This window comes from Streptomyces sp. ALB3 (assembly GCF_044385685.1).
GTDB lineage: Bacteria > Actinomycetota > Actinomycetes > Streptomycetales > Streptomycetaceae > Streptomyces.
The window spans coordinates 1-26,371 of record NZ_JBISCE010000040.1 but is presented as its reverse complement, the minus strand read 5'-3'; the positions used below and the strand labels follow the sequence as shown (position 1 = coordinate 26,371).

At 71.8% G+C, this 26,371-nt stretch carries 8 protein-coding genes; 6 read left to right on the top strand and 2 right to left on the bottom strand.

Annotated elements, in window-relative coordinates:
• Positions 1–39: 39 nt before the first annotated feature.
• A complete protein-coding gene (locus ACHFIV_RS25880; RefSeq protein WP_398973618.1) occupies positions 40–801 on the bottom strand; it encodes an AfsR/SARP family transcriptional regulator in 762 nt (253 codons plus the stop codon).
• Positions 802–1,548: 747 nt separating this feature from the next.
• Here ACHFIV_RS25880 and ACHFIV_RS25875 point away from each other — a divergent pair.
• The 6 genes from ACHFIV_RS25875 to ACHFIV_RS25850 all read left to right on the top strand — a co-directional run bounded on the left by ACHFIV_RS25875 (position 1,549) and on the right by ACHFIV_RS25850 (position 25,324).
• Positions 1,549–2,334, top strand: coding sequence for a thioesterase II family protein (locus ACHFIV_RS25875; protein ID WP_398973615.1), 786 nt, complete (start codon positions 1,549–1,551; stop codon positions 2,332–2,334).
• Entirely contained in the window at positions 2,331–6,149 is a 3,819-nt protein-coding gene (locus ACHFIV_RS25870; RefSeq protein WP_398973612.1) for an SDR family NAD(P)-dependent oxidoreductase, read from the top strand. Before ACHFIV_RS25875 ends, ACHFIV_RS25870 begins: the two co-directional genes overlap by 4 nt.
• A gap of 88 nt (positions 6,150–6,237) precedes the next feature.
• Positions 6,238–22,518, top strand: coding sequence for an amino acid adenylation domain-containing protein (locus tag ACHFIV_RS25865; RefSeq protein WP_398973608.1), 16,281 nt, complete (start codon positions 6,238–6,240; stop codon positions 22,516–22,518).
• A 58-nt stretch (positions 22,519–22,576) separates the two neighbouring features.
• Complete coding sequence (locus ACHFIV_RS25860) at positions 22,577–22,795, top strand: MbtH family protein (protein ID WP_398973607.1); 219 nt, start codon at positions 22,577–22,579, stop codon at positions 22,793–22,795.
• Between the two features lie 65 nt (positions 22,796–22,860).
• Positions 22,861–24,051 (top strand): cytochrome P450, encoded by a 1,191-nt coding sequence (locus ACHFIV_RS25855; RefSeq protein WP_398973604.1) that lies wholly within the window; start codon positions 22,861–22,863, stop codon positions 24,049–24,051.
• A gap of 82 nt (positions 24,052–24,133) precedes the next feature.
• Positions 24,134–25,324, top strand: a complete 1,191-nt coding sequence (locus tag ACHFIV_RS25850; protein ID WP_398973601.1) for a cytochrome P450 — start codon at positions 24,134–24,136, stop codon at positions 25,322–25,324.
• Between the two features lie 210 nt (positions 25,325–25,534).
• Here the strand turns inward: ACHFIV_RS25850 and ACHFIV_RS25845 are convergent, their stop codons facing one another.
• Entirely contained in the window at positions 25,535–26,212 is a 678-nt protein-coding gene (locus ACHFIV_RS25845) for a TetR/AcrR family transcriptional regulator (protein WP_398973598.1), read from the bottom strand.
• Positions 26,213–26,371: the final 159 nt, after the last annotated feature.

Below are 26,371 nucleotides of genomic sequence, written 5' to 3'. Positions count from 1 at the left end.
CGGCCGCCCGGTGCGGGAGCGGCGGCCGGAGGGCCGGCCTCAGCGCCACTGGTCCAGCGGCCGGTGCAGACAGGGGTCGGACGCCAGGATGGCCCGGTGGACCCGGCGCAGCAGCGGCCCCGGTTCGAGGCCCATCTCGTCGTTCAGCCTCCGCCGGCCCACGTCGTAGGCGGTCAGGGCCTCGGTCTGCCGGTCGCCCCGGTACAGCGCGGTCATCAGCTGGGCGCGGAACCTCTCGTGCATCGGGTGCCGGGCCACCAGCCTGGTCAGTTCGGGCAGCACCTCCGGGTGCCTGCCCATGGCGAGGTCCGCCTCCACCCGGCCGGCCAGCACCGAGATCCGGGCCTCCTCGAGGGGCGGCCCCTCCGCGAGGGCGAGGTGCTCCGAGACATCCGCGAGCACGGGACCGCGCCACAGGGCCAGTGCGTCGCGCAGCAGGTCACCGGCCTCCCCGTACCGGCCCTCGGCCATCGCCGCCTGCCCCTCGCCCGCCAGCTCCCGGAACCGCAGGAGGTCGAAGGACGCGGTCCCCGTGCGCATGAGGTAGCCCTGGTCACGCCGGTCGATGCGCACCCCGGGGCCCAGCGTGCGGCGCAGCCGCGAGACGTAGTTGTAGAGCTGGGCGCTGAGCGTGGCGGGCGGCCGGTGCCCCCACAGGAATCCGCTCAGCCGGGTGTCCGGGCAGAAGGAGCCTTCGGCGATGAGGAGCGCCGCCAGCACCGTCCGCGGCTTCGTCCCGCCCAGGCCGAGCTCCTTGCCGTCCCTCCGCACGCAGACGGGGCCCAGAATTCCGTATTCCATCGAATTACCTCGCAGATCCACAGGGACACAGCATGGTGCCCGCTCCGCATAAGTGAAGAGCGCGGTGATCGGCCCGCGGAGGATTCCCCCTGTGCGGCCGGCCGCGCCCGTGTCCTGTCGACAGGACACGGGAGATGCCTGTGACCCGGTACGGATCAGGTTGCCGGTACGCGCCGCGGCGGACGGTATTCGCGTGCGGCCGCCCCGGGCCGACCGGCCCGCACGGCGGCGGGCCGGACCCCGTCGAAGTTGCTTGACTCCGGGCGCGTAAAGGGCCGAAAGTATGGGACGTCGTACGGGCTGAATGATCGGGCCGGTACAGGCTGATCATCCGGACGGGGGGAGCGTACGGTGGGAACTGCTGTTCCTCGGCCTGCTGCATCATTTTCAGGGACGGTCCCGGAATCACCACGGTGATCGTCTCCCGGCGCGCTCGTCGTGGCCTGGAAGGCCCGTCGAGAATGCACCTCTTCCTCATCTCCGGGGCGCACGACTTCTGCATTCGCCTTTCCGTGCCGGCCCATCAGGGCGCATTTTCCGAGTGTCGATGAAATGACAGCGATGTCGCGGTCGGGCGGGTGAATTCCCCGCCCGCACCGCCGGTGTCGCCCCGCATTCCCCCACCCGCCCCGACCCAGCCGAGAACACCGCTGCCACCAGGCCGCCGCCGTGCCCGGCGGCGTGCCGGGACGCGCTCGCCATGCGAGCGGCCCGGGCTGCGCGAGCCGAGCGAGGAGTAGCCCGCCCATGACGCTGTTGGAAAGTCAGGAACTGGCCCCCGAGAGCCCCTATGTCTGGCGCGCCCGTCGACCGGGGGCCGGACACCGCCTGATCTGCTTCCCGCACGCCGGTGCCGGGGCTCCCGCCTACACGGACTGGGCCGGCCTGCTGCCGCCCGGAATCGAACTGGTCGCCGTGCAGCTCCCCGGGCGTCAGAACCGGATCGCCGAGGACCCGTTCACCGACGTCCGTGCCCTGGTCGAGGTCCTCCGCCACGCACTGCGGCCGGTCCTGGACGGCAGTTTCTCCTTCTTCGGGCACTCGGCCGGTGCCGTCCTCGCCTACGAGCTCGCCCGGGCACTGCGGGCGCGCGGCGGCGGCGGTCCCGCCCATCTGTTCCTCTCGGCACAGCCCGCCCCCGGTGAGACCGGTGTGCGCATGCTGCACGAGCTCCCGGACGACGACTTCCGGGACGAGATCATCGCGCTCGGCGGCATCGACGAGGAGATCGCCGAGGACGAGGACGTCATGGAGTCGATGCTCTACACCCTGCGCGCCGACTTCACGCTCTGGGAACGGCACCACCCGGAGCCCGGGGCGCCGCTGGACTGCCCCGTGACCGTCCTCGCGGGCAAGGAGGACCCCAGAGCACCGCTGGACGGCGTGGAGCGATGGCGGGACCACACCACCGCCGCCTTCACCACGGAGTACTACCCCGGCGGGCACTTCTACTTCCTCGACTCGGCCGCCGAGGTCGTGTCCCTCATCGGCCGAACCATGCTGGCCGGCGACACGCACGGGAGGCACGCGTGATCTCCTCGGACCCCGTCGGACCCCGGACGCTGCGGGAGCTCACCGAAGCCGCCCGCGCCATCCCCGGCGTCGTCGACGCCGCGGCCGTCGCCCGCAAGGCCGTGCGCGGAGCCGGGCCCGCCGCCCGCGAACCGGAGGCCGCGGCACCCCTCGCGCCCCCGCGGCCCGAAGCCCCGGCGGACCTGCCGCCCGCCGAGCTGTACGGCGGCGACCTCGGCCTCCCGGACGGGGCACCCGCCACACTCCAGGAGGCCCTGCGCCTGGCGGCCGAGCTGGCACCCGGCAAGGGGACCGTCTACATCACCGCCGGCGCGGACGACCGGACACAGACCTACGCCCAGCTCCTCGACGACGCCCAGCACGTGCTCGGAGGGCTCCGGGCGGCCGGCCTGCGCCCCGGGGACGCGGCGCTCTTCGTCTTCGACGACAACCGCGGCTACCTGACCGCCTTCTGGGCCTGTGTGCTCGGCGGTTTCCTACCGACCCCGGTCGCCGTCGCGAACACCTACGCCACGGCCGACGAGACGAACCGCAAGCTGCGGGGCGCCTGGAACCTGCTCGGCCGGCCGGTCCTGGTCACCGACGCGGCCACCGCCGGAGCGCTGGCCGGGGTGCGCACGCTCTGGGACGAGCCCGGCGTACGGATCCTCACGGTCGAGGAACTCGCCGCCCACCCGTCCGACGAGGACTGGTTCCCCGCGACTCCCTCCTCCCCGGTCCTCAACCTGCTCACCTCCGGCAGCACCGGAGTCCCCAAGTGCGTGCAGCACACCCACGGCAGCGTGGCGGCCCGCTCGGCGGCGGTCGCACGGCACTCGGGGCTCACCGCCGACGACATCAGCCTCATCTGGATGCCGTTCGACCACGTCACGGTCGCCTTCTACAACATCCGCGACGTTTTCCTGCGCTGCCGGCACGTCAACGCCAAGATCGAGCACTTCCTCGCCGACCCGCTGCTCTACCTCGACTGGGTGGACCGCTACCGCGCGACGAACACCTGGGCCCCCAACTTCGCCTTCGCGCTGATCAACGAGCGGGCCGACGAGATCGCGGACCGCCGCTGGGACCTCTCCTGCCTGCGGGAGATCACCAACGGGGGCGAGCCGGTGATCGCGGCGACCAGCCACCGCTTCCTCGAACTGCTCGCCCCGCACGGGCTGCCCGCCGACGCCATGGCACCGGCCTGGGGCATGTCCGAGACCTGCTCGGGCGTCACCTACAGCAGGCAGAACCGCGAGGACCGCGCCGCCGGAACCGTCGCCGTGGACCCCGCCTCGCTCACCGGCACGATCCGCGACCTCGACCCGGGCCACCCGGACGCGGTCGTGCTCTCGCGTGTCGGCCGTCCGATCCCCGGGGTACGGATCAGGGTCGTCGACGACACCGGCGCGGTGCTCCCCGAGGGCCGGATGGGCGAGCTGCGCATCACCGGACCCACCATCATGGCGGGCTACTTCGGCAACGAGGAGGCCAACCGCGAGGGGTACGACGAGCAGGGCTGGTTCCGGACCGGGGACATGGCCTTCGTGCGCGACGGCGAACTGGTGATAGCCGGCCGCAAGAAGGACCAGATCATCGTCCGGGGCATCAACTACATGGCGCACGAACTGGAGAGCGTGGTCGAGCGTCTCGACGGCGTACGCGTCTCCTTCTCGGCCGCCGCCGGCATCCGCGAGCCGGGAGCCGCCACCGACCAGCTGGTCGTCTTCTACGTCCCCACGAGCTGGGACACCGCCGCGCTGGCCAGGACCGAGCAGGAGGCCCGCGCCGTACTCGTCCGCGAGTCGGGAATCGCGCCCGACCTCGTCGTCCCGGTCACCGAGGCCGAGTTCCCCAAGACGGCGAGCGGGAAGATTCAGCGCGCGGCCCTGGTCACCGCCCTGCGGGACGGCCGCTTCGCCGACCGGACGACCCCCGCGGACGCCGGCGAACCCGACGACACCACCTGGCTGTTCGGACGCGAGTGGGCCCGCGTCGCCGCCCCGGCCGCCCCGGCCGGCCCCGCACCCGGGATCCGGCTGGTCCTCGCCGAGGACGCCGACTTCGAGCGGCTCGGCATCGGCGGCGCCGTCGTCGCCGTGCGCAGAGGCGCCGTCCTCACCGCGCACTCACCCGTGCGGTACAGCGTCCCCGCCGACGACCGGACCGCGGTGCGCGAACTCCTCGCCGCGGTCACCGACCAGCACGGCCCGCTCGCCTCGGTCGTCCTGGCGCTGCCCCTCGCGCTCGAGGGCACCCCGGCGGAACGGCTGGCCACCGCGACCGCCGAGCTGACCGCACTCGTCGCGGTCCTGTCCGGCGGCGGGTTCGGCCACCCGCAGCTCCTCGTCCTCACCGCCGGGGCCCAGTACGTGACCGAGGGCGACCGGGTGGACCTCGGCGTGTGCGCCCTGCCGGGACTCGTCCGCACCGCGGTGAGCGAGGCCGCCCCGCTGCCGGTGCGCCAGCTCGACCTGCCCGCCGACGCCGGCCGCTGGGCCGGGGCCGTCGCCGTGGAACTCGACGACCCCGGCAGCGGTGCCGGGATCGTCGCCTCCCGGCGGGGGGACCGGTGGCAGCCCGGACTCGTGCCGCTCCCCGACGCGGGCACGGCGGCGGCCAGGAGCAGGCAGCCGGTCACGGCGGGCGGACTGTACCTGGTCACCGGCGGGCTCGGCGGCATCGCCCACGACATCGCCACCTACCTGGTCGCCGCGTACGGCGTCAAGCTGCTCCTGGTCGGCCGCTCACCCGCCGAGGGCGAGAAGGCGGCCCGCCTCTCCGTCCTGACCGCGCTGGGACAGGTCGTGCACGAGCAGGTGGACGTCGCCGACGCGGAAGCCCTGGAGGCCGCCGTCGGCGCGGCCGAGGAGCGATGGGGCCGGCCGCTGGACGGGGTGCTCCACCTGGCCGCCGCGGACCCCACCGGACAGTGGGACGACCCCGACCAGCACACCATCGCCAACGAGACCGCCCGGACCTACGCCGAGCAGTACCGCGCGAAGGTCTCCGGCACGCTGGCCGTCGCCCGTGTCCTGGAGACGAGGGAGCAGGCGTCACTCGTCCTCTTCGGCTCGGTCAACGGTGAGTTCGGCGGACACTCGTTCGGCGCCTACTCCGCGGCCAACAGCTTCCTCGCCGGCTTCGCCGACCACTGGCACCACGAACGCCGCCGGCGGGTGCACTGCCTCGCCTGGAGCATGTGGACCGACGTCGGCGTGAACCGGGGGCGGTCCACCGCCGCCGCCGAGCACCGCGGCTTCCGGACCATCTCCCCGGAACAGGGGCTGAGGCTGTTCCTCGAGGCCGTCGCACTCGACGACCCCTACCTCCTGATCGGCCTCGACCTGCGCAACCCGGCCATCGTCGAGAAACTGGCGCCCCAGCAGCAGCGGGTCAGCGAGGTGCTCATCGCCTACGTCCCCGAGACGGTGGGCCAGGACGCGGTGCGGACGGCCGTCGCCGCCCTCGCCGCCGACTGCCCCGTACCGGTACGGCCCGCCGAGGTCGCAGCCATCCCCCGTGACTCCTACGGCGGCGTCGACGGTGCCCAGCTCCTGCTCGCCACGGCCCCCGGCCGCCCGGCCAAGGAGTTCAGCCCGCCGAGGACGGAGGTGGAGAACCGGCTCGCGCTCATCTGGTCCGACGCCCTCGGCCGGCCCCGGGTCGGCCGGGACGACTCCTTCTTCGAGCTCGGCGGCAACTCGCTGCGCGCCACCCGCCTGCTGGCCCTGGCGGAACAGAAGCTCGGCGTGCGCGTGACGACGCAGGAGCTGTACGAGCAGCCGACCGTGGAAGGCATGGCCGCGGTCGTCGAACGGCGGCGGACCGGCTGACCGCCCCACCGCCCGCCCCGTCATAGGCAGTGCCCTGCCGACCGGACGCAACCGGCCACAGGCCGACTCACCGAGGAGTACACGTCCCATGATCCCTCTGTCCTTCGCCCAGCGGCGCCTGTGGTTCATCGACCGCTTCGAGGGGCCGTCGGCGACGTACAACATTCCGTTCCTCGTCAGACTGGACGGAGACCTCGATGTGACCGCGCTGGGCGCCGCCCTGCGTGACGTGGTGGTCCGGCACGAGAGCCTGCGCACGGTGTTCGTCGTCGACGCCGGCGGAGTGCCGGCCCAGCACGTCGTACCGGCCTCGGACTTCACGCTGGACATGCCCCTCGTCGAGGCCGAGGGGGACGAGAGGGACGCGGTGGTGGCCCGCGCGATCGGCCACCACTTCGATCTGGAGCACGAGATCCCCGTCCGGGCCACACTGGTGCGCTCCGGTCCCGGCGACCACCTGCTGGTCCTCAACATCCACCACATCGCCGCCGACGGGGAGTCGATGGTCCCCCTCACCCGGGACCTGGCCGGGGCCTACGCGGCCAGGAGCCGCTCCGAGGCGCCCGACTGGCCCGAACTCCCGGTCCAGTACCGGGACTACACCCTGTGGCAGCGGGAACTCCTGGGCGAGGAGAGCGACCCGGAGAGTGTCATCACCGCCCAGCTCGGATACTGGACGGCCGAGCTCGCCGGGGCGCCCGAACAGATCCAGCTGCCCACGGACCGCCCCCGCCCCTCGATGATCAGCCGGCAGGGCGGCATGGTCGAGTTCGCCATCGAGCCCGGCGTCCTCGCCGCCGCGCAGCGCCTGGCACAGCGGCACGGGGCGTCCGTTCCCATGGTCATGCAGTCCGCGCTCGTCGTCCTCCTGCACCACCTCGGGGCCGGCGACGACATCCCCCTCGGCAACACCGTCGCCGGACGCACCGACGAGGAACTGCTGGACCTGGTGGGCTTCTTCGTCAACACCTGGGTACTGCGCGCGGACCTGTCGGGCAATCCCTCCTTCGAGCAGGTTCTCGACCGGGTGCGGGACAAGGCGCTGTCGGCGTACGACAACCAGGACGCGCCGTTCGAGCGCCTGGTCGAGCTGCTCAACCCGGAGCGGTCGACGGCCTACCACCCGCTGTTCCAGGTCATGTTCACCTGGCAGAGCAGCGACCGCATCGACCTGGACCTGACACCCGCCACGGGCCGGCTGGAGGCGGTGCCCACCCATACCGCCAAGTTCGACCTCGAGTTCAACTTCGCCGTCGACCCCCTCGACGACACCATGCGCTGCGTCCTCGAGTACTCCACCGCCCTCTTCGACCGGACCACGGTGGAAGACCTCGGACAGCGCTTCCTCAAGGTGCTGCGCGTCTGCGGTGCCCAGCCGGAGCGGCCGATCGGATCGGTGGACGTCCTGCTGCCGGGCGAGCGCGAGCAGCTCGCCCGGTTCGCCGGATCCGCCGCGCCCACACCCGCGCTCACGGTCCCCGAACTGTTCGAGCAGCAGCTCGCCGTCGACCCGGACGCGCTCGCGGTGGTGTGCGGGGAGGTGGAGCTGACGTACGGGGAGCTCGACGCGCGGGCGAACCGTCTGGCGCGGGCGCTGGGGGAGCGGGGTGTGACGGCGGAGTCGCTGGTCGGACTCGCGCTGCCGCGGTCGGCGGACCTGGTCGTCGCGATGCTCGGCATCCTCAAGTCCGGCGCCGCCTACCTGCCGCTCGACCCCCGTTTCCCCAGCGGCCGGCTGACCGTCGTCCTGGACCAGGCCCGCCCCGACTGCCTGCTGACCGACACCGCGACGGCGCCCGTCCTGCCCGCCCACACGACCACGGCCCTGCTGCTCGACGAGCTGGACCTGGACGGGACGGACGCCTCTCCCACCGGAGTCCCGCCGCGCCCGGACAACCTGGCCTACGTCATGTACACCTCCGGTTCCACCGGCACCCCGAAGGGCGTGGCGATCACGCACCACGGCGTGGTCAACGGCGTGCTGCGCCTGGCCACGGTGGTCGGCGTCGGCCCCGGCTCCCGCATGCTGGCCGGCACGTCCATCAACTTCGACGTGTCGGTGTTCGAGATCATGACGGCGCTGACGACGGGCGGCAGTGTCGAGGTGGTGCGGGACGTCCTGGAGCTGGCCGAGCGGGACGGCTGGCACGGCCAGGTCATCAGCTCCGTACCCTCCGTCTTCTCCGAGGTGCTCGACCAGATCGCGGGGCGCACCAGCGTCAACACCCTCGTCTTCGCGGGCGAGGCCCTTCCGGCGTCACTCGTGGAGCGGGCCCGCAAGGCGTTCCCCGGCGTGCGGGTGGTCAACAGCTACGGCCAGACCGAGAGCTTCTACGCCGGTACCTTCACGGTGGACGCCGGCCAGGACTGGGACGCCTCGCGCGGCGTGCCCATCGGTGAGCCGCTGGGCAACATGCGTGCGTACGTGCTGAGCCCGGGGCTGGCACCGGTGCCGCCCGGGGTGGTCGGCGAGCTCTACGTCGCGGGCGCCGTGGCCCGCGGCTACTACGGGCGCCCGGGTCTGACGGCGGAGCGTTTCGTGGCGGATCCGTGGGGTCCGGCGGGTGCGCGGATGTACCGGACGGGTGACCTGGCCCGCTGGAACGCGGAGGGGCGTCTGGAGTACGTGGGGCGTGGGGACGGGCAGGTGAAGATCCGTGGTCTGCGGATCGAGCCGGCCGAGGTCGAGGCCGCGCTGACCGCACACCCCGGGGTGTCCCAGGCCGTGGTGACCGTACACACCCAGGGCGGTGCCAAGCAGCTCGTCGGCTACGTCGTCCCGGTGGGCGCGGTCGGGACGCAGCAGGGCACGGCCGAGAGCATCGGTGACCTGCACGTCGATCTGACGGCTGGTGTGTCGGTTGCGGAGTTGCGGCGGTTCGTGGCGGGGCGGTTGCCGGAGTTCATGGTGCCGTCGGTGCTGGTGGTGCTGGATCGGTTGCCGTTGGGGCCGAACGGGAAGCTGGATCGTGGTGGTCTGCCTGCTCCGGTGTTCAAGGGTGAGGTGTACCGGGCGCCGGTGTCGGAGGGGGAGCGGGTTCTGGCGTCGGTGTTCGCCGAGGTTCTGGGTGTGGACCGGGTGGGTGTGGACGATGACTTCTTCGCGGTGGGCGGGGACAGTATCCGTTCGATCCAGGTGGTGTCGCGGGCGCGTTCGCGTGGTGTGGAGGTGTCGCCGCGTGAGGTGTTCCAGTTGCGGACGGTGGCTGAGCTGGCGTCGGTGGCGGGTGGCCGTGGTGGGTCGGTGGTGCTGGAGGAGTTGGCGGGGGGTGGTGTGGGGTTCGTTCCGTTGATGCCGGTGGCGCGGTATCTGCTGGAGCTGGGTGGTGGGTTCGGGCGGTTCTCGATGTCGTCGGTGGTGGATCTGCCGGTGGGGATCGGTGCGGGGGGTCTCGCGGCGACGTTGTCGGCGGTGTGGGAGCGGCATGACGTGTTGCGTTCGCGTCTGGTGGGGGGTGGGTTGGAGGTGTTGCCGGCGGGTTCGGTGGATGTGGCCGGGCTGGTGCGGCGGGTGGAGTGTGATGGTTCGTGGGACGGTGCGTGGCTGGAGGTGGCCGCGCGGGAGCTGGACGGGGCGACGGGGGGTCTGGATCCGGCTGGTGGGGTGATGGCGCGGTTCGTGTGGTTCGACGCGGGTGCGTCGGTGGCGGGGCGTCTGGTGGTGGTGTTGCATCACTTGGTGGTGGACGGTGTGTCGTGGCGGGTTCTGCTGCCGGACATGGCGTCGGCGTGGCGGGCGGTGCGTGAGGGCCGGGTGGCTGAGTTGCCCGGTGTGGGGACGTCGGTGCGTCGTTGGGCGCACGCGTTGCGGGAACAGGCGTCGGGGCGTGCGGGTGAGCTGGAGTTGTGGCGGTCGGTCGTGGAGGGCCCGGACCCGTTGATCGGCAGCCGCCCCCTCGACCCCACCACCGACGTCATCTCGTCGGTCGACTACGTCTGGGTGCGTCTCCCGCAGGCCGTGACCGAGACACTGCTGACGGACGTTCCCGCCGCTTTCCGTGGTGGGGTGAACGACGGGTTGCTGGCCGCGCTGGCGTTGGCGGTGTCCCGCTGGCGTGCTGCGCGGGGTGTGGACGAGTCGTCGGTGCTGGTGAAGCTGGAGGGTCACGGCCGTGAGGAGGCGGTGGTCCCGGGTGCGGACCTGTCGCGGACGGTGGGCTGGTTCACGAGCATGTTCCCGGTGCGTCTGGACGTCGGTGACGTGGACGTCGAGGACGCGTTCGCCGGTGGCGGGGCGGCGGGTTCGGTGGTCAAGGCGGTCAAGGAGCAGTTGCTGCGGATCCCTGACAAGGGCATGGGTTACGGGCTGCTGCGGTATCTGAACGAGGACACCGCGGCGGTGCTCGCCCCGTGTCCGACCGGGCAGATCGCGTTCAACTACCTCGGCCGGTTCTCCTCCGCCGACATGCCCGAGGAACTGCGGGGTCTGGGCTGGACCCAGACCCCGGGGATGAACGAGCTGATCGCCGTGCCCGACGCCGACATGCCCGCGATGTCCACCCTCGAGATCAACGCCCTCGTCGCCGACTCCGGACAGCTGACGGCCCGGATCGGCTTCCCCACCGGTGTGCTCGACAGGGCGGACGTGGAGGAGCTCGCAGGGCTGTGGGAGTCGGCCCTGAAGGCCGTGGCCGGCCGGGCGGTACGCCCCGGCGCGGGTGGACTGACGCCCTCGGACGTGCCGCTCGTGTCCGTACGCCAGGACGCACTCGAACGCTGGGAGGCCCGCTACCCGTCACTGACCGACGTGTGGCCGCTCACCCCGCTCCAGTCCGGCCTGCTCTTCGAATCGATGGTGTCCGAGACCGGGCACGACGCCTACCAGATGCAGTTCGCCTACCACCTGTCCGGCCCGGTGGACGCCCGGCGGATGCGGGCGGCCGGACAGGCCCTGCTCGACCGGCACGCCAACCTGCGCACCGCCTTCGTCCCCGACGCCACCGGCGACCTCGTCCAGCTCGTCGTCCAGGACGTCGAACTTCCCTGGGCCCACCTGGACATGAGCGGTGAGGGCCAGGAGGCCCTCGACCGCTTCCTCCTCGCGGACCGCGGCTCGCGCTTCGACCCCGGAACCCCGCCGCTGCTGCGGATCTCGCTGATCACCCGGGGCCCGGACAGCGCGGCCCTCGTGCTCACCGCCCACCACGTCCTCTTCGACGGCTGGTCCGTGCCGGTCCTCATGCAGGACCTGCTGCGGCTCTACGGTTCCGGCGGCGACAACACCGCGCTGCCCCGCGTGCGCGGGTACCGGGAGTTCCTCGTATGGCAGGCGCGGCAGAACCGCGCGGTGTCGGCCGCCGCGTGGGCGGACGAGCTGGAAGGGTTCGACGAGCCCGCCCTGCTGGTCGGGGACCGGCCCTCCGGCGCGCACGGCGACGACATCGGCCACGTCGAGGTGCCGCTCGCCGACGGTCTCGCCCGGGAACTGGCCTCGTGCGCCACCGACCTGGGCGTCACACTGAACACCCTGGTCCAGGGCGCCTGGGCCGTCCTGCTCGGCGAGCTGACCGGACGTCAGGACGTGGTCTTCGGCGCCACGGTCTCGGGCCGCCCTCCCGCCGTGCCGGACGTGGAGTCCATGGTGGGACTCTTCATCAACACGCTTCCCGTACGCGTACGCCGTGCGCCCGGCGACACCTTCGCGCAGTTGCTCACCGGTCTCCAGGACCGGCAGGGGGCGCTGCTCGACCACCACCACCACGGCCTGACCGACATCCAGCAGGCGGTCGGCACGAGCACGCTCTTCGACACCATCGTCGTCTTCGAGTCGTACCCCGTCGACCACGTCGGTCTCAGCGAGGCGAACGACACCGCCGACGTCGCGATCACCGGCATCACCCCGTTCAGCGGCACCCACTACCCGCTGACCGTCATGGCGGACGCCGACCCCACCCTGCAACTCTCCTTGCAGTTCCAGCCCGGGGCACTGCGCCGCGACGAGGTGGTCACCGTCGCGGAGCGCTTCGAACGCGTGCTGCGAGCCCTGGTGGCCGACCCGCACCAGCCGGTCGCGGCCGTCGACGTGCTGAGTCCCGGGGAACTCGACCGGGTGCGGCGCGCGGCGGTGCCGCCCGCCCCCGTGCCGGACACGACGCTTCCACGCCTCTTCGCCGACCGGGCGGCGGCTACCCCGGACGCGGTCGCGGTGGTGAGCGGTGACGAGTCGCTGACGTACCGGGAGCTGGACGAGGCGGCCGGGCGGGTCGCCGGCTTCCTCGCCGGCCGGGGCGTGGGCCCGGAGTCGGTGGTCGCGGTCGCGCTGCCCCGGACGACCGGCCTGGTCGTCGCGCTCCTCGGCGTGCTGAAGTCCGGCGCGGGATACCTGCCGATCGACCCGGCGTACCCGAGCGGCCGGCTGGAGTTCCTCCTCGCCGACGCCGCCCCCTCGCTCGTCCTCACGGACGCCGAGGCCGGACCGTCCCTGCCGCGGACCGGCGTCCCCGTGCTGCACCTCGCGGACGCGCTCCTCGCGTCGCCCGCCACCGCCCCCGCCGCACCGGCGCCGGACAACGTGGCCTACGTCATGTACACCTCCGGGTCCACCGGTACGCCCAAGGGGGTGGCGGTCACCCACAGGAACGTGACCAGCTGCCTTCCGTCCCTGGTGGCGGCGCTGGGTGTCGGACAGGGCGCCCACATGCTGGCCGGCGCGTCCGTCAACTTCGACGTGTCGGTGTTCGAGGTGTTCTCCACGCTCTGCGCGGGCGGCACGGTCGAGCTCGTGCGCGACGTACTCGCCCTGGGCGAGCGCGGCGACTGGGCCGCCGACGTGATCAGCTCGGTGCCCTCAGCGTTCGCCGAACTCCTCGACGAGCTGCCGGGCAGGATCAGCCCCCGGACCGTGGTGTTCGCCGGCGAGGGGCTGCCGGCCGCGCTCGTCTCCCGCGTCCGTGAGGCGTTCCCCGGGATCCGGGTGGTGAACGGCTACGGCCAGACCGAGTCCTTCTACGCCACCGTCTTCGCCCTGCCCGCCGACGAGGAGTGGACGGGCCGGACCACCGCGCCGATCGGCGGACCGCTGGAACACGTGCGCGTCCATGTGCTGGGCGCGGGACTGCGCCCCGTACCACCCGGCGTGACGGGAGAGCTCTACGTCGCGGGAGCCTCGCTCGCCCGGGGCTACCGGGGCCGGGCGGCCCTCACCGCCGAACGTTTCGTCGCCGACCCCTTCGGACCGGCCGGCTCGCGGATGTACCGCACGGGCGACCTCGCCCGGTGGGCCGCCGACGGCCACCTCGAATACGTCGGACGGGGCGACGGACAGGTGAAGATCCGGGGCGTCAGGGTCGAGCCCGCGGAGGTGGAGGCCGTCCTCACCGCGCACCCGGACATCGCCCAGGCCGTGGTGGTCGCCCGCGAGAGCAGGGGGAGCGCCACCTCGAAGTACCTGGCCGCCTACGTCGTGCCGGCCACCCCAGGCACACCGCGTGAGCTGCGCGCCTACACCTCCGCGAAGCTCCCCGACCACCTGGTCCCCTCCGCCTTCGTGACCCTGGAGCGGTTCCCGCTGCTGCCCAACGGCAAGGTCGACCGCGCCGCCCTGCCGGAACCCGGATTCACCGGTGTCGCCTACCGGGCGCCGCGCAGCACGACCGAGGAAGTGCTGTGCCGGCTGTTCGCCGAGGTGCTCGGTGTCGAACGCGTCGGGATCGACGACGACTTCTTCGCCAGGACCGGTCAGTCCCTGCTCGCCACCCGGCTCGTCAACCGGATCCGCGCGACCCTGGGTGCGGAGGTCCGCGTACCGCAGGTGTTCGCCTCGCCCACCGTCGCCGGACTCAGCGGACAGCTGTCCTCGGGGGGCCCCGCCCGGCCCCGTCTGGTGCGGGCCGGGCAGCGCCCCGAACGTGTCCCGCTGTCCTTCGCCCAGCGGCGCCTGTGGTTCGTGGACCGCTTCGAAGGGCCCTCGGCGACGTACAACCACGCGTTCGTGCTGCGGCTCACCGGACCGCTCGACGTCGAGGCGCTGCGCGCGGCGCTGCGGGACGTGGTCACCCGGCACGAGGCCCTGCGCACGCTGATGGCCGAGGACGCCGACGGGACCCCGTACCAGCAGGTGGTGCCGGCCGGGGAGGCCGCTTCGGACACCCCGCTCGTCGAGGTGGCGCCCGACGCCGTCCAGGAGACGCTCGCCGGGATCCTCGACCGCCCCTTCGACATGGCGACGGAGATCCCGACGCGCACCACGCTGCTGCGGTGCGGACCGCAGGAGCACCTGCTGGCCCTGGTCATCCACCACATCGCCGTCGACGGGGAGTCGATCGCCCCTCTCGCCCGGGACCTGGAACGCGCCTACGCGGCGCGTCTGGAGGGCGCGGCCCCCGACTGGCCCGGACTCCCGGTCCAGTACGTGGACTACACGCTGTGGCAACGTGAGCTGCTGGGTGACGAGAACGACCCGGACAGCCTGCTCGCCGCCCAGGCCGCACACTGGCGCCGCGAGCTGGCCGGGGCTCCGCAGCCGCTCCCACTGCCGTCCGACCGGCCGCGTCCCCCCGCGCCCAGCCACCGCGGCGACTCCGTCGAGTTCGGGCTCCCGCCCCAGGTGGCGGCAGGTGTCGAGGAGCTGGCCAGGAAGCACGGGGCGACGGCCGCCATGGTTCTGCAGTCCGCCCTCGCGGTACTGCTGAACCGCCTCGGCGGCGGCGACGACATCACCATGGGTTCCCCGATCGCCAACCGCACCGACGCCCAGCTCGCCGACCTGGTGGGCTTCTTCGTGAACACCTGGGTGCTGCGGGTGGACCTGTCGGGCGATCCGTCGTTCGAGCAGGTGCTGGACCGGGTGCGGGAGAAGGCGCTCGCGGCGTACGACAACCAGGACGCGCCGTTCGAGCGCCTGGTGGAGCTGCTCAACCCGGAGCGCTCGACGGCCTACCACCCGCTGTTCCAGGTCATGTTCGCCTGGCAGAACATCACCCGCGAGGGCTTCGACATGCGGGGCGTCCAGGTCAGCTGGGAGCCCTCCTTCACGGCGACCGCGAAGTTCGACCTGTTCTTCAACATGGGTGACATCCCCGGCCAGGGAGTGATCGGGTACCTGGAGTACGCCACCGACCTGTTCGACCGGAGCAGTGTCGAGAAGCTCGCGTCCCGTTTCACCTCCCTCGTCGAGCAGCTCGTCACCGCCCCGGACCGGCGCGTCGCTGCCGCGGACGTCCTGCTGGAGGGGGAGGCGGAACGGCTGGCCACGCTCGCCGGCCCGACCGTACGGGCCGCGGACACGACCGTGCCCGCGCTCTTCGAGGCCCGCGCCGCCGGGACACCCGACGCGCTCGCGGTGGTGTGCGGGGAGGTGGAGCTGACGTACGGGGAGCTCGACGCGCGGGCGAACCGTCTGGCGCGGGCGCTGGGGGAGCGGGGTGTGACGGCGGAGTCGCTGGTCGCGCTCGCGCTGCCGCGGTCGGCGGACCTGGTCGTCGCGATGCTCGGCATATGGAAGGCGGGTGCCGCCTACCTGCCGGTCGATCCCCGCTACCCGAGCGCCCGGCTCGGGCTGATGCTCGAGCAGGCCCGGCCCGTCCTGATGCTGACCGACGCCACCACGGACGGCACGCTCCCCGACCACGACGTCCCCCGGTTCCTCCTGGACGCCGGGGACGCCGAAGACGCCGGTGACGGCACCGCGCCGGCCGTTCGCGCCGCGCTGCCCGACAACGCCGCCTACGTCATGTACACCTCGGGTTCCACCGGCACCCCGAAGGGCGTCACGGTCACCCAGCGGAACGTGACGAGCTGCCTTCCGGGACTGGCCGCCGCGCTCGGAGCGAGGCCCGGAGCCCGGGTACTGGCCGGCACGTCCGTCAACTTCGACGTGTCGGTGTTCGAGATCATGACGGCGCTGACGACGGGCGGCAGTGTCGAGGTGGTGCGGGACGTCCTGGAGCTGGCCGAGCGGGACGGCTGGCCCGGACAGGTCATCAGTTCCGTGCCGTCGGTGTTCGCCGAGATCCTCGACCGGATCGAGGGCCGCACCGACGTCGACACGCTCGTCTTCGCCGGCGAGGCGCTGCCCGGTTCCCTGGTGGAACGGGCCCGCAAGGCCCTCCCCGGTGTGCGGGTGGTCAACGGGTACGGCCAGACCGAGACGTTCTACGCGGCGGCCTTCGCCCTCGCGTCCGACGAGGAGTGGGGCGGCTCGGCGGCCGTCCCCATCGGAACCCCGCTGGAGGGCGGCCGTACCTACGTCCTCGGCGACGGCCTCCGGCCGGTGCCGCCGGGCGTCGTCGGCGAGTTGTACGTCGGCGGTGGGTCCGTGGCCCGCGGGTACCGCGACCGGCCGGGTCTGACGGCGGAGCGTTTCGTGGCGGATCCGTGGGGTGCGGCGGGTGCGCGGATGTACCGGACGGGTGACCTGGCCCGCTGGAACGCGGAGGGGCGTCTGGAGTACGTGGGGCGTGGGGACGGGCAGGTGAAGATCCGTGGTCTGCGGATCGAGCCGGCCGAGGTCGAGGCCGCGCTGACCGCACACCCCGGGGTGTCCCAGGCCGTGGTGACCGTACACACCCAGGGCGGTGCCAAGCAGCTCGTCGGCTACGTCGTCCCGGTGGGCGCGGTCGGGACGCAGCAGGGCACGGCCGAGAGCATCGGTGACCTGCACGTCGATCTGACGGCTGGTGTGTCGGTTGCGGAGTTGCGGCGGTTCGTGGCGGGGCGGTTGCCGGAGTTCATGGTGCCGTCGGTGCTGGTGGTGCTGGATCGGTTGCCGTTGGGGCCGAACGGGAAGCTGGATCGTGGTGGTCTGCCTGCTCCGGTGTTCAAGGGTGAGGTGTACCGGGCGCCGGTGTCGGAGGGGGAGCGGGTTCTGGCGTCGGTGTTCGCCGAGGTTCTGGGTGTGGACCGGGTGGGTGTGGACGATGACTTCTTCGCGGTGGGCGGGGACAGTATCCGTTCGATCCAGGTGGTGTCGCGGGCGCGTTCGCGTGGTGTGGAGGTGTCGCCGCGTGAGGTGTTCCAGTTGCGGACGGTGGCTGAGCTGGCGTCGGTGGCGGGTGGCCGTGGTGGGTCGGTGGTGCTGGAGGAGTTGGCGGGGGGTGGTGTGGGGTTCGTTCCGTTGATGCCGGTGGCGCGGTATCTGCTGGAGCTGGGTGGTGGGTTCGGGCGGTTCTCGATGTCGTCGGTGGTGGATCTGCCGGTGGGGATCGGTGCGGGGGGTCTCGCGGCGACGTTGTCGGCGGTGTGGGAGCGGCATGACGTGTTGCGTTCGCGTCTGGTGGGGGGTGGGTTGGAGGTGTTGCCGGCGGGTTCGGTGGATGTGGCCGGGCTGGTGCGGCGGGTGGAGTGTGATGGTTCGTGGGACGGTGCGTGGCTGGAGGTGGCCGCGCGGGAGCTGGACGGGGCGACGGGGGGTCTGGATCCGGCTGGTGGGGTGATGGCGCGGTTCGTGTGGTTCGACGCGGGTGCGTCGGTGGCGGGGCGTCTGGTGGTGGTGTTGCATCACTTGGTGGTGGACGGTGTGTCGTGGCGGGTTCTGCTGCCGGACATGGCGTCGGCGTGGCGGGCGGTGCGTGAGGGCCGGGTGGCTGAGTTGCCCGGTGTGGGGACGTCGGTGCGTCGTTGGGCGCACGCGTTGCGGGAACAGGCGTCGGGGCGTGCGGGTGAGCTGGAGTTGTGGCGGTCGGTCGTGGAGGGCCCGGACCCGTTGATCGGCAGCCGCCCCCTCGACCCCACCACCGACGTCATCTCGTCGGTCGACTACGTCTGGGTGCGTCTCCCGCAGGCCGTGACCGAGACACTGCTGACGGACGTTCCCGCCGCTTTCCGTGGTGGGGTGAACGACGGGTTGCTGGCCGCGCTGGCGTTGGCGGTGTCCCGCTGGCGTGCTGCGCGGGGTGTGGACGAGTCGTCGGTGCTGGTGAAGCTGGAGGGTCACGGCCGTGAGGAGGCGGTGGTCCCGGGTGCGGACCTGTCGCGGACGGTGGGCTGGTTCACGAGCATGTTCCCGGTGCGTCTGGACGTCGGTGACGTGGACGTCGAGGACGCGTTCGCCGGTGGCGGGGCGGCGGGTTCGGTGGTCAAGGCGGTCAAGGAGCAGTTGCTGCGGATCCCTGACAAGGGCATGGGTTACGGGCTGCTGCGGTATCTGAACGAGGACACCGCGGCGGTGCTCGCCCCGTGTCCGACCGGGCAGATCGCGTTCAACTACCTCGGCCGGTTCTCCTCCGCCGACATGCCCGAGGAGCTGCGGGGTCTGGGCTGGACGCAGACCCCGGGGATGAACGAGCTGATCGCCGTCCCCGACGCCGACATGCCCGCCATGTCCACCCTCGAGATCAACGCCGCCGTGACGGACGGGCCCGACGGGCCCCGGCTCGGCGTCCGCCTCGGCTTCCCCACGGGGGTCCTCACCCACGACGAGGTGAACGAGCTGGCGACCCTGTGGGCATCCGCCCTGGAGGGTGTCGCCCGGCACGCCACCCGCCCGGGTGCCGGCGGGCTGACACCCTCCGACGTGCCGCTCGTGTCCGTACGCCAGAACGAACTCGAACGCTGGGAGGCCCGCTACCCGTCACTGACCGACGTGTGGCCGCTCACCCCGCTCCAGTCCGGCCTGCTCTTCGAATCGATGCTGGTCGACTCGGAGTACGACGCCTACCACGTCCAGGTCGTCTACCGGCTCGCGGGCGAGGTGGACCCGCGGCGGATGCGGGCGGCCGGACAGGCCCTGCTCGACCGTTACGCCAACCTGCGCACCGCCTTCGTCCGCGACACCACGGGGGAGCTCGTCCAGCTGGTCCTGGACGACGTCGCACTTCCCTGGCAGGAGACGGATCTGCGCGGACTCGACGAGGAGCGGCGGGCCGAGGCACTGGAACGCTTCCTCGCCAGGGACGAGGCCGACCACTTCGACCCGGCCGTGCCGCCGCTCCTGCGCATGTCGCTGGCGCTGACCGCACCCGGACAGGCCGAGTTCGTCCTGACCAGCCATCACGCACTGCTCGACGGCTGGTCGCTGAGCGTGCTGATGCAGGAACTGCTGCGGCTGTACGCCTCCGGTGGCGACCCGTCCGTCCTCCCGCGCAACCGCGGCTACCGGGACTTCCTCCAGTGGCTGTCGCGGCAGGACGCCGAGGCCTCCGCGCGGGCGTGGCGGACCGAACTCGCCGGGGTCGAGGACGCCACCCTGATCGTCACCGACCACTCGGTCGAGGCGGACCCGCGGCGTGTGGGCCAGCTGGACGTGCCGCTGCCCGGGGACACCGCCCGTGAGCTGGTGCGTTCCGCGGCCACCATCGGGGTCACCCTCAACACCCTGGTGCAGGGCGCCTGGGCGATCACCCTCGCCGGACTGACCGGCCGCCAGGACGTGGTGTTCGGCACCACCGTCTCGGGCCGCCCCGCGGCCGTCGCGGGAGTCGAGTCGATGGCCGGCCTGTTCATCAACACGCTGCCCGTACGCGTGGAACTGTCGCCCTGGCAGACCCTCCGCCAGGTGCTGACCGGCCTCCAGGACCGGCAGGGGCCGCTGATGGACCACCACCACATCGGGCTCACCGACATCTGCCGGGGTACCGGACTCAGTTCGCTGTTCGACACGGTCGTCGTGTTCGAGTCCTTCCCTATGGACCGCGAGGGTCTCAGCGACGGGCTCGCGGACGGCGTCTCCATCGCCGGTGTGAGCACGGGCAACGGGACGCACTACCCGCTGGGCATCGCCGCCGCGGCGGACGACCGTCTGCACGTGGTGATGGAGTACCAGCAGGACCACTTCGACGAAACCGGCGCGCAGGGCATCGCGGACCGCTTCGCCCGGGTCCTGTGCCAGGTGGTGGCGGACCCCGACACGGTGCTCGGGGCGGCCCGCACCCAGCCGGAGGAGGAGCGGGAACTGCTCCTCGCCGGCTTCAACGACACGGCCGCCACGACACCCGGGGGGACCGTCGCCGACCAGTTCGAGCGGCAGGCCGCCGCCCGTCCTGACTCCCCGGCGCTCCTCTTCGGGGCGGAGACGGTGAGCTACCAGGAGCTCGACGCGCGGGCCGACCGCCTCGCGGAGGTCCTGCGCGGTCACGGGGTCGGCCCCGAGACGGTCGTGGCGGTGGCAGCCCGCCGGTCGCCCGACCTGGTCGTCGCGCTGCTCGGTGTGATCAAGGCGGGCGGCGTCTACATGCCCGTCGACCACACCTACCCGGCCGACCGCATCGCCTACATGCTCGGTGACTCCGGAGCCGGGCTCGCCGTCGTGGACGGGACGGCCGCCGGAGTGCTGGCCGGACACGGTCTGCCGGGTGTCAGGGTGGACGAGGTCCCCACGGACCGGTCCGGCACGCGGGTGGCGCGGACGGTGACACCCGACAGCGCCGCGTACCTCATCTACACCTCGGGGTCGACCGGCCTGCCGAAGGGCACGGTCGTCACCCACCGCGGCGTCTCCGGCCTGGTGGCGGCCCACGTGGAGCGGATGGCGGTCACCCACGACAGCCGGATGCTGCAACTCGTCTCGCCGAGCTTCGACGTGTCGCTGTGCGAGATCTTCACCGCGCTGCTCTCGGGAGCCGTGCTGGTGCTCGCCGACAAGGAGGACCTGGCCCCCGGCACCCCGCTCGCCCGGACCGTCGACCGGCACCGGGTGACCCACATGATGCTGCCCCCGGCGATGCTTTCGGCGATGCCGCACGACGCACTGGGCAGTGTCGTCTCCCTGCTGGTCGGCGGCGAGACACCACCCGGTGACCTGGTGGCCAGGTGGGCCCCCGGCCGGCGGATGATGAACGTCTACGGGCCCACCGAGACCACCGTGTGCGCCACCATGAGCACGCCGCTCGACGCGGGCGACCCGGTCTTCCCCATCGGCACCCCCATCCACAACACGCGTCTCTACGTCCTGGACGCGACCCTGCAGCCGGTGCCCGTCTCGGTGCCGGGCGAGCTCTACATCGCCGGCCCGGGCGTGGCCCGTGGCTATCTCGGCCGGCCGCTCGTGACCGCCGGCCGCTTCGTGCCCTGCCCCTTCGGCGCGGAGGGTGAGCGGATGTACCGGACCGGGGACCGGGTGTCCTGGACCGCGGACGGAGCGCTCGTGTTCCACGGCCGCGCCGACGACCAGGTCAAGATCCGCGGCTTCCGGATCGAACTCGGCGAGGTCGAGGCGGCCCTCACCGCACATCCGGCCGTGGACCGGTCGGTCGTCGTGGTCGACGACAACGCCGGGGACCGGCGCCTCGCCGGTTACCTGGTCCCGGCCGCCGGCCGGGCCGGGGACGACGCCCTCGTGGCGGAGGTCCTGGACCTGGTGCGCGGCCGGCTGCCGCAGCACATGGTGCCCTCGGCGCTGACGGTCATCGACGCGATCCCCCTCACGCTGAGCGGGAAGCTGGACCGCAGGGCGCTGCCCGCGCCGGACTACGCGGGCGTCTCCACCGGCCGTGCGCCCCGCACGACCAGGGAGGAGATCCTGTGCGGTCTCTTCGCCGAGGTGCTGGGACTGGACGCCGTCACCATCGACGACGGGTTCTTCGCCCGGGGCGGGCACTCCTTGCTGGCGTCCCGCCTCATCAGCCGCATCGAGGTGGTCCTGGGCGTCAGCCTGCCGATCAGGGCCGTGTTCGACGCGCCGACCGTGGCAGAACTCGCCGCCTTCCTGGAGACGGAGGGCACGTCGGGCCGGGCCGAGGACCCGTTCGCCGGCGTTCTCACGATCAAGGCCCCGGCGGACGCGGCCGACGAGGACGGCGAACCGCTGTGGCTCGTCCACCCGGGCGGTGGGATCTGCTGGCCCTACCTCGGCTTCGCCGGCCGGCTCCCGGAGTACCGGACCGTCTACGGAATCCAGGCGAAGGGATTCGACGGGGTGACCCCGCTGCCCGGGTCGCTGGCCGAGATGGTGACCGACTACGTCGGTGAGATCCTTGCCGTCCAGCCGAAGGGCCCCTTCCACCTGGCCGGGTACTCCATCGGCGGCACCCTCGCCCAGGCGGTCGCCGCGGAACTGTCGGGGCTGGGGCACGAGGTGGCGGTGCTCGCACTGATGGACAGCGTGCCCAGCAGCTATCTGGTGACCCAGGCGCCCCCCACCCCGAGCGCGCTGCGGGAGTACTTCCGGGCCCAGCTCACCGGCGGAGCCGGTTCCGACGACTACGAGTCGTTCCTCGACAGGGCGGTCCAGGTCGTCGTCAACCACACCTCGCTGACGCCGGGCTTCCAGTCCCCCGTCCACCACGGCGACGCGCTCTTCTTCAACGCGGTGCCGAACGAGGACGCGACGTACGGGGACCTGTGGGCGCCGTACATCACCGGGACCGTCAAGCAGTTCGACGTCCGGAGCACCCACCACGACCTGATCAACGCCGGGCCCGCCGCCGAGATCTGCGCGGTCATCGGCCGGGAGCTCTCCGCGATGCGCGGCACCGACCCGGTGGAGCGCCGGTGACACCGGCGGACACCCCACCCGAACAGCACTCCGCACCGGAGAGAGAAGGAGTCCAGGAATGAGCAGCAACCCCTTCGACGACGAGAACGGCCAGTTCCGCGTGGTGGTGAACGACGAGGAGCAGCACTCGCTGTGGCCCTCGTTCGCGGACGTACCGGCCGGCTGGCGGTCCGTGCACGGCCCCGCCGGCCGGGACGAGTGCCTCCGGTACGTGGAGGAGCACTGGACCGACCTGCGGCCGAGGAGCCTGCAGGACGCCACCGCCTCCCCGGAGTAGCCCCAGCTGTCACCCCCTCACCCCGCCCGTCCCGCAGACCGTCCCGGAGAAGAGGAACCCCTTTCATGTCCAGAGTCACCGAGCGTTGGAACGTCCACCCCAACAGCCCCTGGCTGCACGGAAACCGGCCGAAGGCCCCGGTCGAGTACGTGGAGCAGCTCGGCTCCTGGTGCGCGTACGGCTTCGACGAGGTGGAGCGGATCCTGGGCGACCACGAGAGCTTCTCGGCCAGCACGGCCGCCTACGCCGCGGTCCAGGTCGACCCGAAATTCCAGGAGGGCGACATCTCGCAGATGGACCCGCCGGAGCAGACCAAGTACCGCAAGCTGATCGGGTCCGCCTTCAGCCCCAAGGTCATCGCGAGCCTGGAACCGCGGATCGTCAAGATCACGAACGAACTGCTCGACGCCGTCCCGGCCAAGGGCAGCTTCGAACTCGTCGCGGACTTCGCCTATCCGCTGCCGGTCCGTGTCATAGCCGACCTCCTCGGCCTCGACACCGACGACTTCGACCTCTTCAAGGGCGCCGCGTTCGACATCATCGAGAACATGAGCGGCCTCGACTTCGTCGCCGGCGGAGACGGGATCGAGGACCAGATCCATGCGGCGGAGGCCCGTCTGAAGCCCCTGCTCGACTACATGCTCTCCCAGGTGCTGGAGCGCCGCGCGAAGCCCCGTGAGGACCTGCTGACCTATCTGATGCAGGCCGAACAGGACGGTGAGACCCTCACGGACAACGAGGTCGTCAACATCGCCAACGTCCTGCTCATCACGGGCCACATCACCAGCACCATGATGGTCGGCAACACCATGGCCTGTCTCGACACCGAGCGCGACAAGCTCGCCCGGGTGGTCGCGGACCGCTCGCTGGTGCCGACCGCCATCGAGGAGGCACTGCGCCTGCTGTGCCCGGCGGCGACCCTGTCCCGGGTGACCACCCGCGAGGTGGAGATCGGCGGCGTCACCATCCCCGCGCAGCAGATGGTCCTGCCGTGGGTGAGCGCGGCCAACCGGGACCCGCTCCGCTTCGAGAACCCCGACGACTTCGACCCGGGCCGCAGCCCCAACCCGCACATCGTGTTCGGGCACGGCGTCCACTTCTGCCTGGGCACCCGGCTCGCGCGGCTCGAGGGCCGGATCGCGATCAACGCGCTGCTCGACCGGTACCCGGACTTCACCACCGACCCCGACAACCCCACGACGTTCTTCCCGTCGGAGGACATGGTGGGCGTCCGCTCGATGCACGTCCGCCTCTGACCCTCCCGCTCCGCCGGGAGCGGTGCGCCGCACCCGGCACCGCACGCGATGACCCAGCCGACCTCCAGCCAAGGGACTACGTATGACCGCGTTCGCCGACCGGTGGGGCCTCGCACCGGACAAGTACTGGCTGCGTGGGCAGCTTCCGCAGGACAAAGTGGTGTTCGACGAGGAGCACGGGGTCTGGCAGGTCACCGGGTACCCGGAGGTCCTGGCCGCCCTCAACGACTCCGAGTCCTTCTCGGCCGACTCGACGCGCCTCTTCGACGTCGACGAGGAGCAGGCCAAGCTCATCAAGGGCGACATGGCCCAGATGAACGGACCCGAGCACATCCACATGCGGCGCCAGGTCGGCCGGGCGTTCAGCCCACGGGCGATGGAGGACCTGGAGCTGCGGATCACCGGGCTGGGCACCGAGCTGCTGGACAAGCTGGCGGGCCGGGAACGGTTCGACCTGCTGGGCGACTTCATCGACGACCTGTCGGGCATCCTCTTCAGCGAACTGCTCGGAACCCCGGCCGAACACCGGGAGATGTTCAAGGCCGTGGACCAGACGATGGACGCCGACGTGCAGATGAGCACGGTCGACTCGGGCGGCGAGGAGTACTTCGACTCGCTGCTGGGGCCGCTGCTCCCGCTGCGGGACTTCCTCGGTGACATCATCGACGAGCGCAGCAAGGACCCCAAGGACGACCTGCTGAGCCTCATGCTCGAGTTCAGGTACCTCGACGGAGCCCCGATGGCGCGGGACGAGGTCATCAACTTCGCGGTCGCCGTGCTGGGAGCCGGGCACCTCACCAGCCCCATCCTGATCGGCAACACCATGCTGTGCCTGGAGTCCTTCCCGGAGCAGGCGGCGAAGGTGCGGGCCGACCGCGGGCTCGTACCCGGGATGTTCGAGGAGGTCATGCGGTACTTCACGCCGGCGACGACCACCTACCGGGCCACCGAGACCGACGTCGAGATCGCGGGCGTCGGGATCCCCCGGGACCGGATGGTCAGTCTCCAGCTCGGAGCGGCCAACCGGGACCCCCGTCAGTTCACCGACCCGGACGTGTTCGACGTGACCCGCGCGCCCAACCAGCACCTCGGTTACGGACGTGGGGCCCACTACTGCATCGGCGCGGCCATGGCGAGGGTGGAGACCCGCATCGTCTTCAACCTCGTCCTGGACCGTTTCCCGCAGCTCCGGGTGGACCCGGACATCGCACCGGTCTTCTTCGGCTCACCCGAGTTCACCGGGGTGCGCTCGCTGGCGGTCCGGACCACGTAGCCACGACGCGAGACAGGACGATCCCCGCCGGACAGGTGCCGACGGGGATATCCGCGCGTGCGCGAAGAGCGATAAGCGTCCGATAGGGCGACGATATGGCAGCGCCCTAGCGTCGTCTCCGTAAGCGGGAACCGCATCCGTCCGGCGGCCGAGGAGGCATCGATGACGACTGTTCACGTCCACCGCGCCGGCCCGGCCGCGCAGCGGCAGCTACCGGCTTCCGAGACGGTCCGTGAGGCCCGAGAGGACCGCCTGGAGGCCGAACTCGAAGCTCTTCTCGGGAGCGGCCGCGTAGTCCGAGTCCGCGAAGGCCTCGGTGCGGGACCGCAGCCGGGGGAAGCGCGCGGCGATCTCGGTCGCGTGGGTCATGGCCTCCTCGATCCGCGTCTGGGAGTTGCCGCCGTGCCGGCTCAGCTTCCGGTTCACCGACACCTCCGCGGCCATACCGACCGCGTTGCCCAGCACGTACATGAAGACGGCCGCGGTCGCCTGGTCGACCTCGGCGCCCACGAAGCCGGCCTTCTCGTAGACCGCGAGGCTGTGGTCGTCGTGCCGGGCCTTGTTGGGGCCGTAGAGGGGCTGGGAGGCGAACGCCATCACGAGCCAGGGATGCCTGGTGAACATGGCGAACAGGTCACCCGCCATCGTCGAGGCCGCCGTGTGCCAGTCCACCGTGTCGAGGTCGGGCAGTTCGATCTCGGTCCAGACCTCGTCGCTGGCGAGGACGACGAGGTTGTCCTTGCTCTGGACGTGCCAGTAGACCGCCGTCGCGGCGGAACCCAGACGCTTGCCGAGACTGCGCATGTTGAGGCCTTCCAGGCCCTCTTCATCCAGCAGCCCGATGGCGGCCTCGATGATCTGCTCCCTGGTCAACGTGTCACGCGGCATGAGCCAACAGTAGGTCAGAAGACCTGATTGCACAAAGTTCAAGAATGACTTGCACGCTGTACGAGTCGGCCGCTACGGTTCTACTTGAACGTCGTGCAAGTCCGTTCGTCCGGTTGTACACGAGAGGAATGCCATGTCGGGAGAGAACGTGTCGCGGTT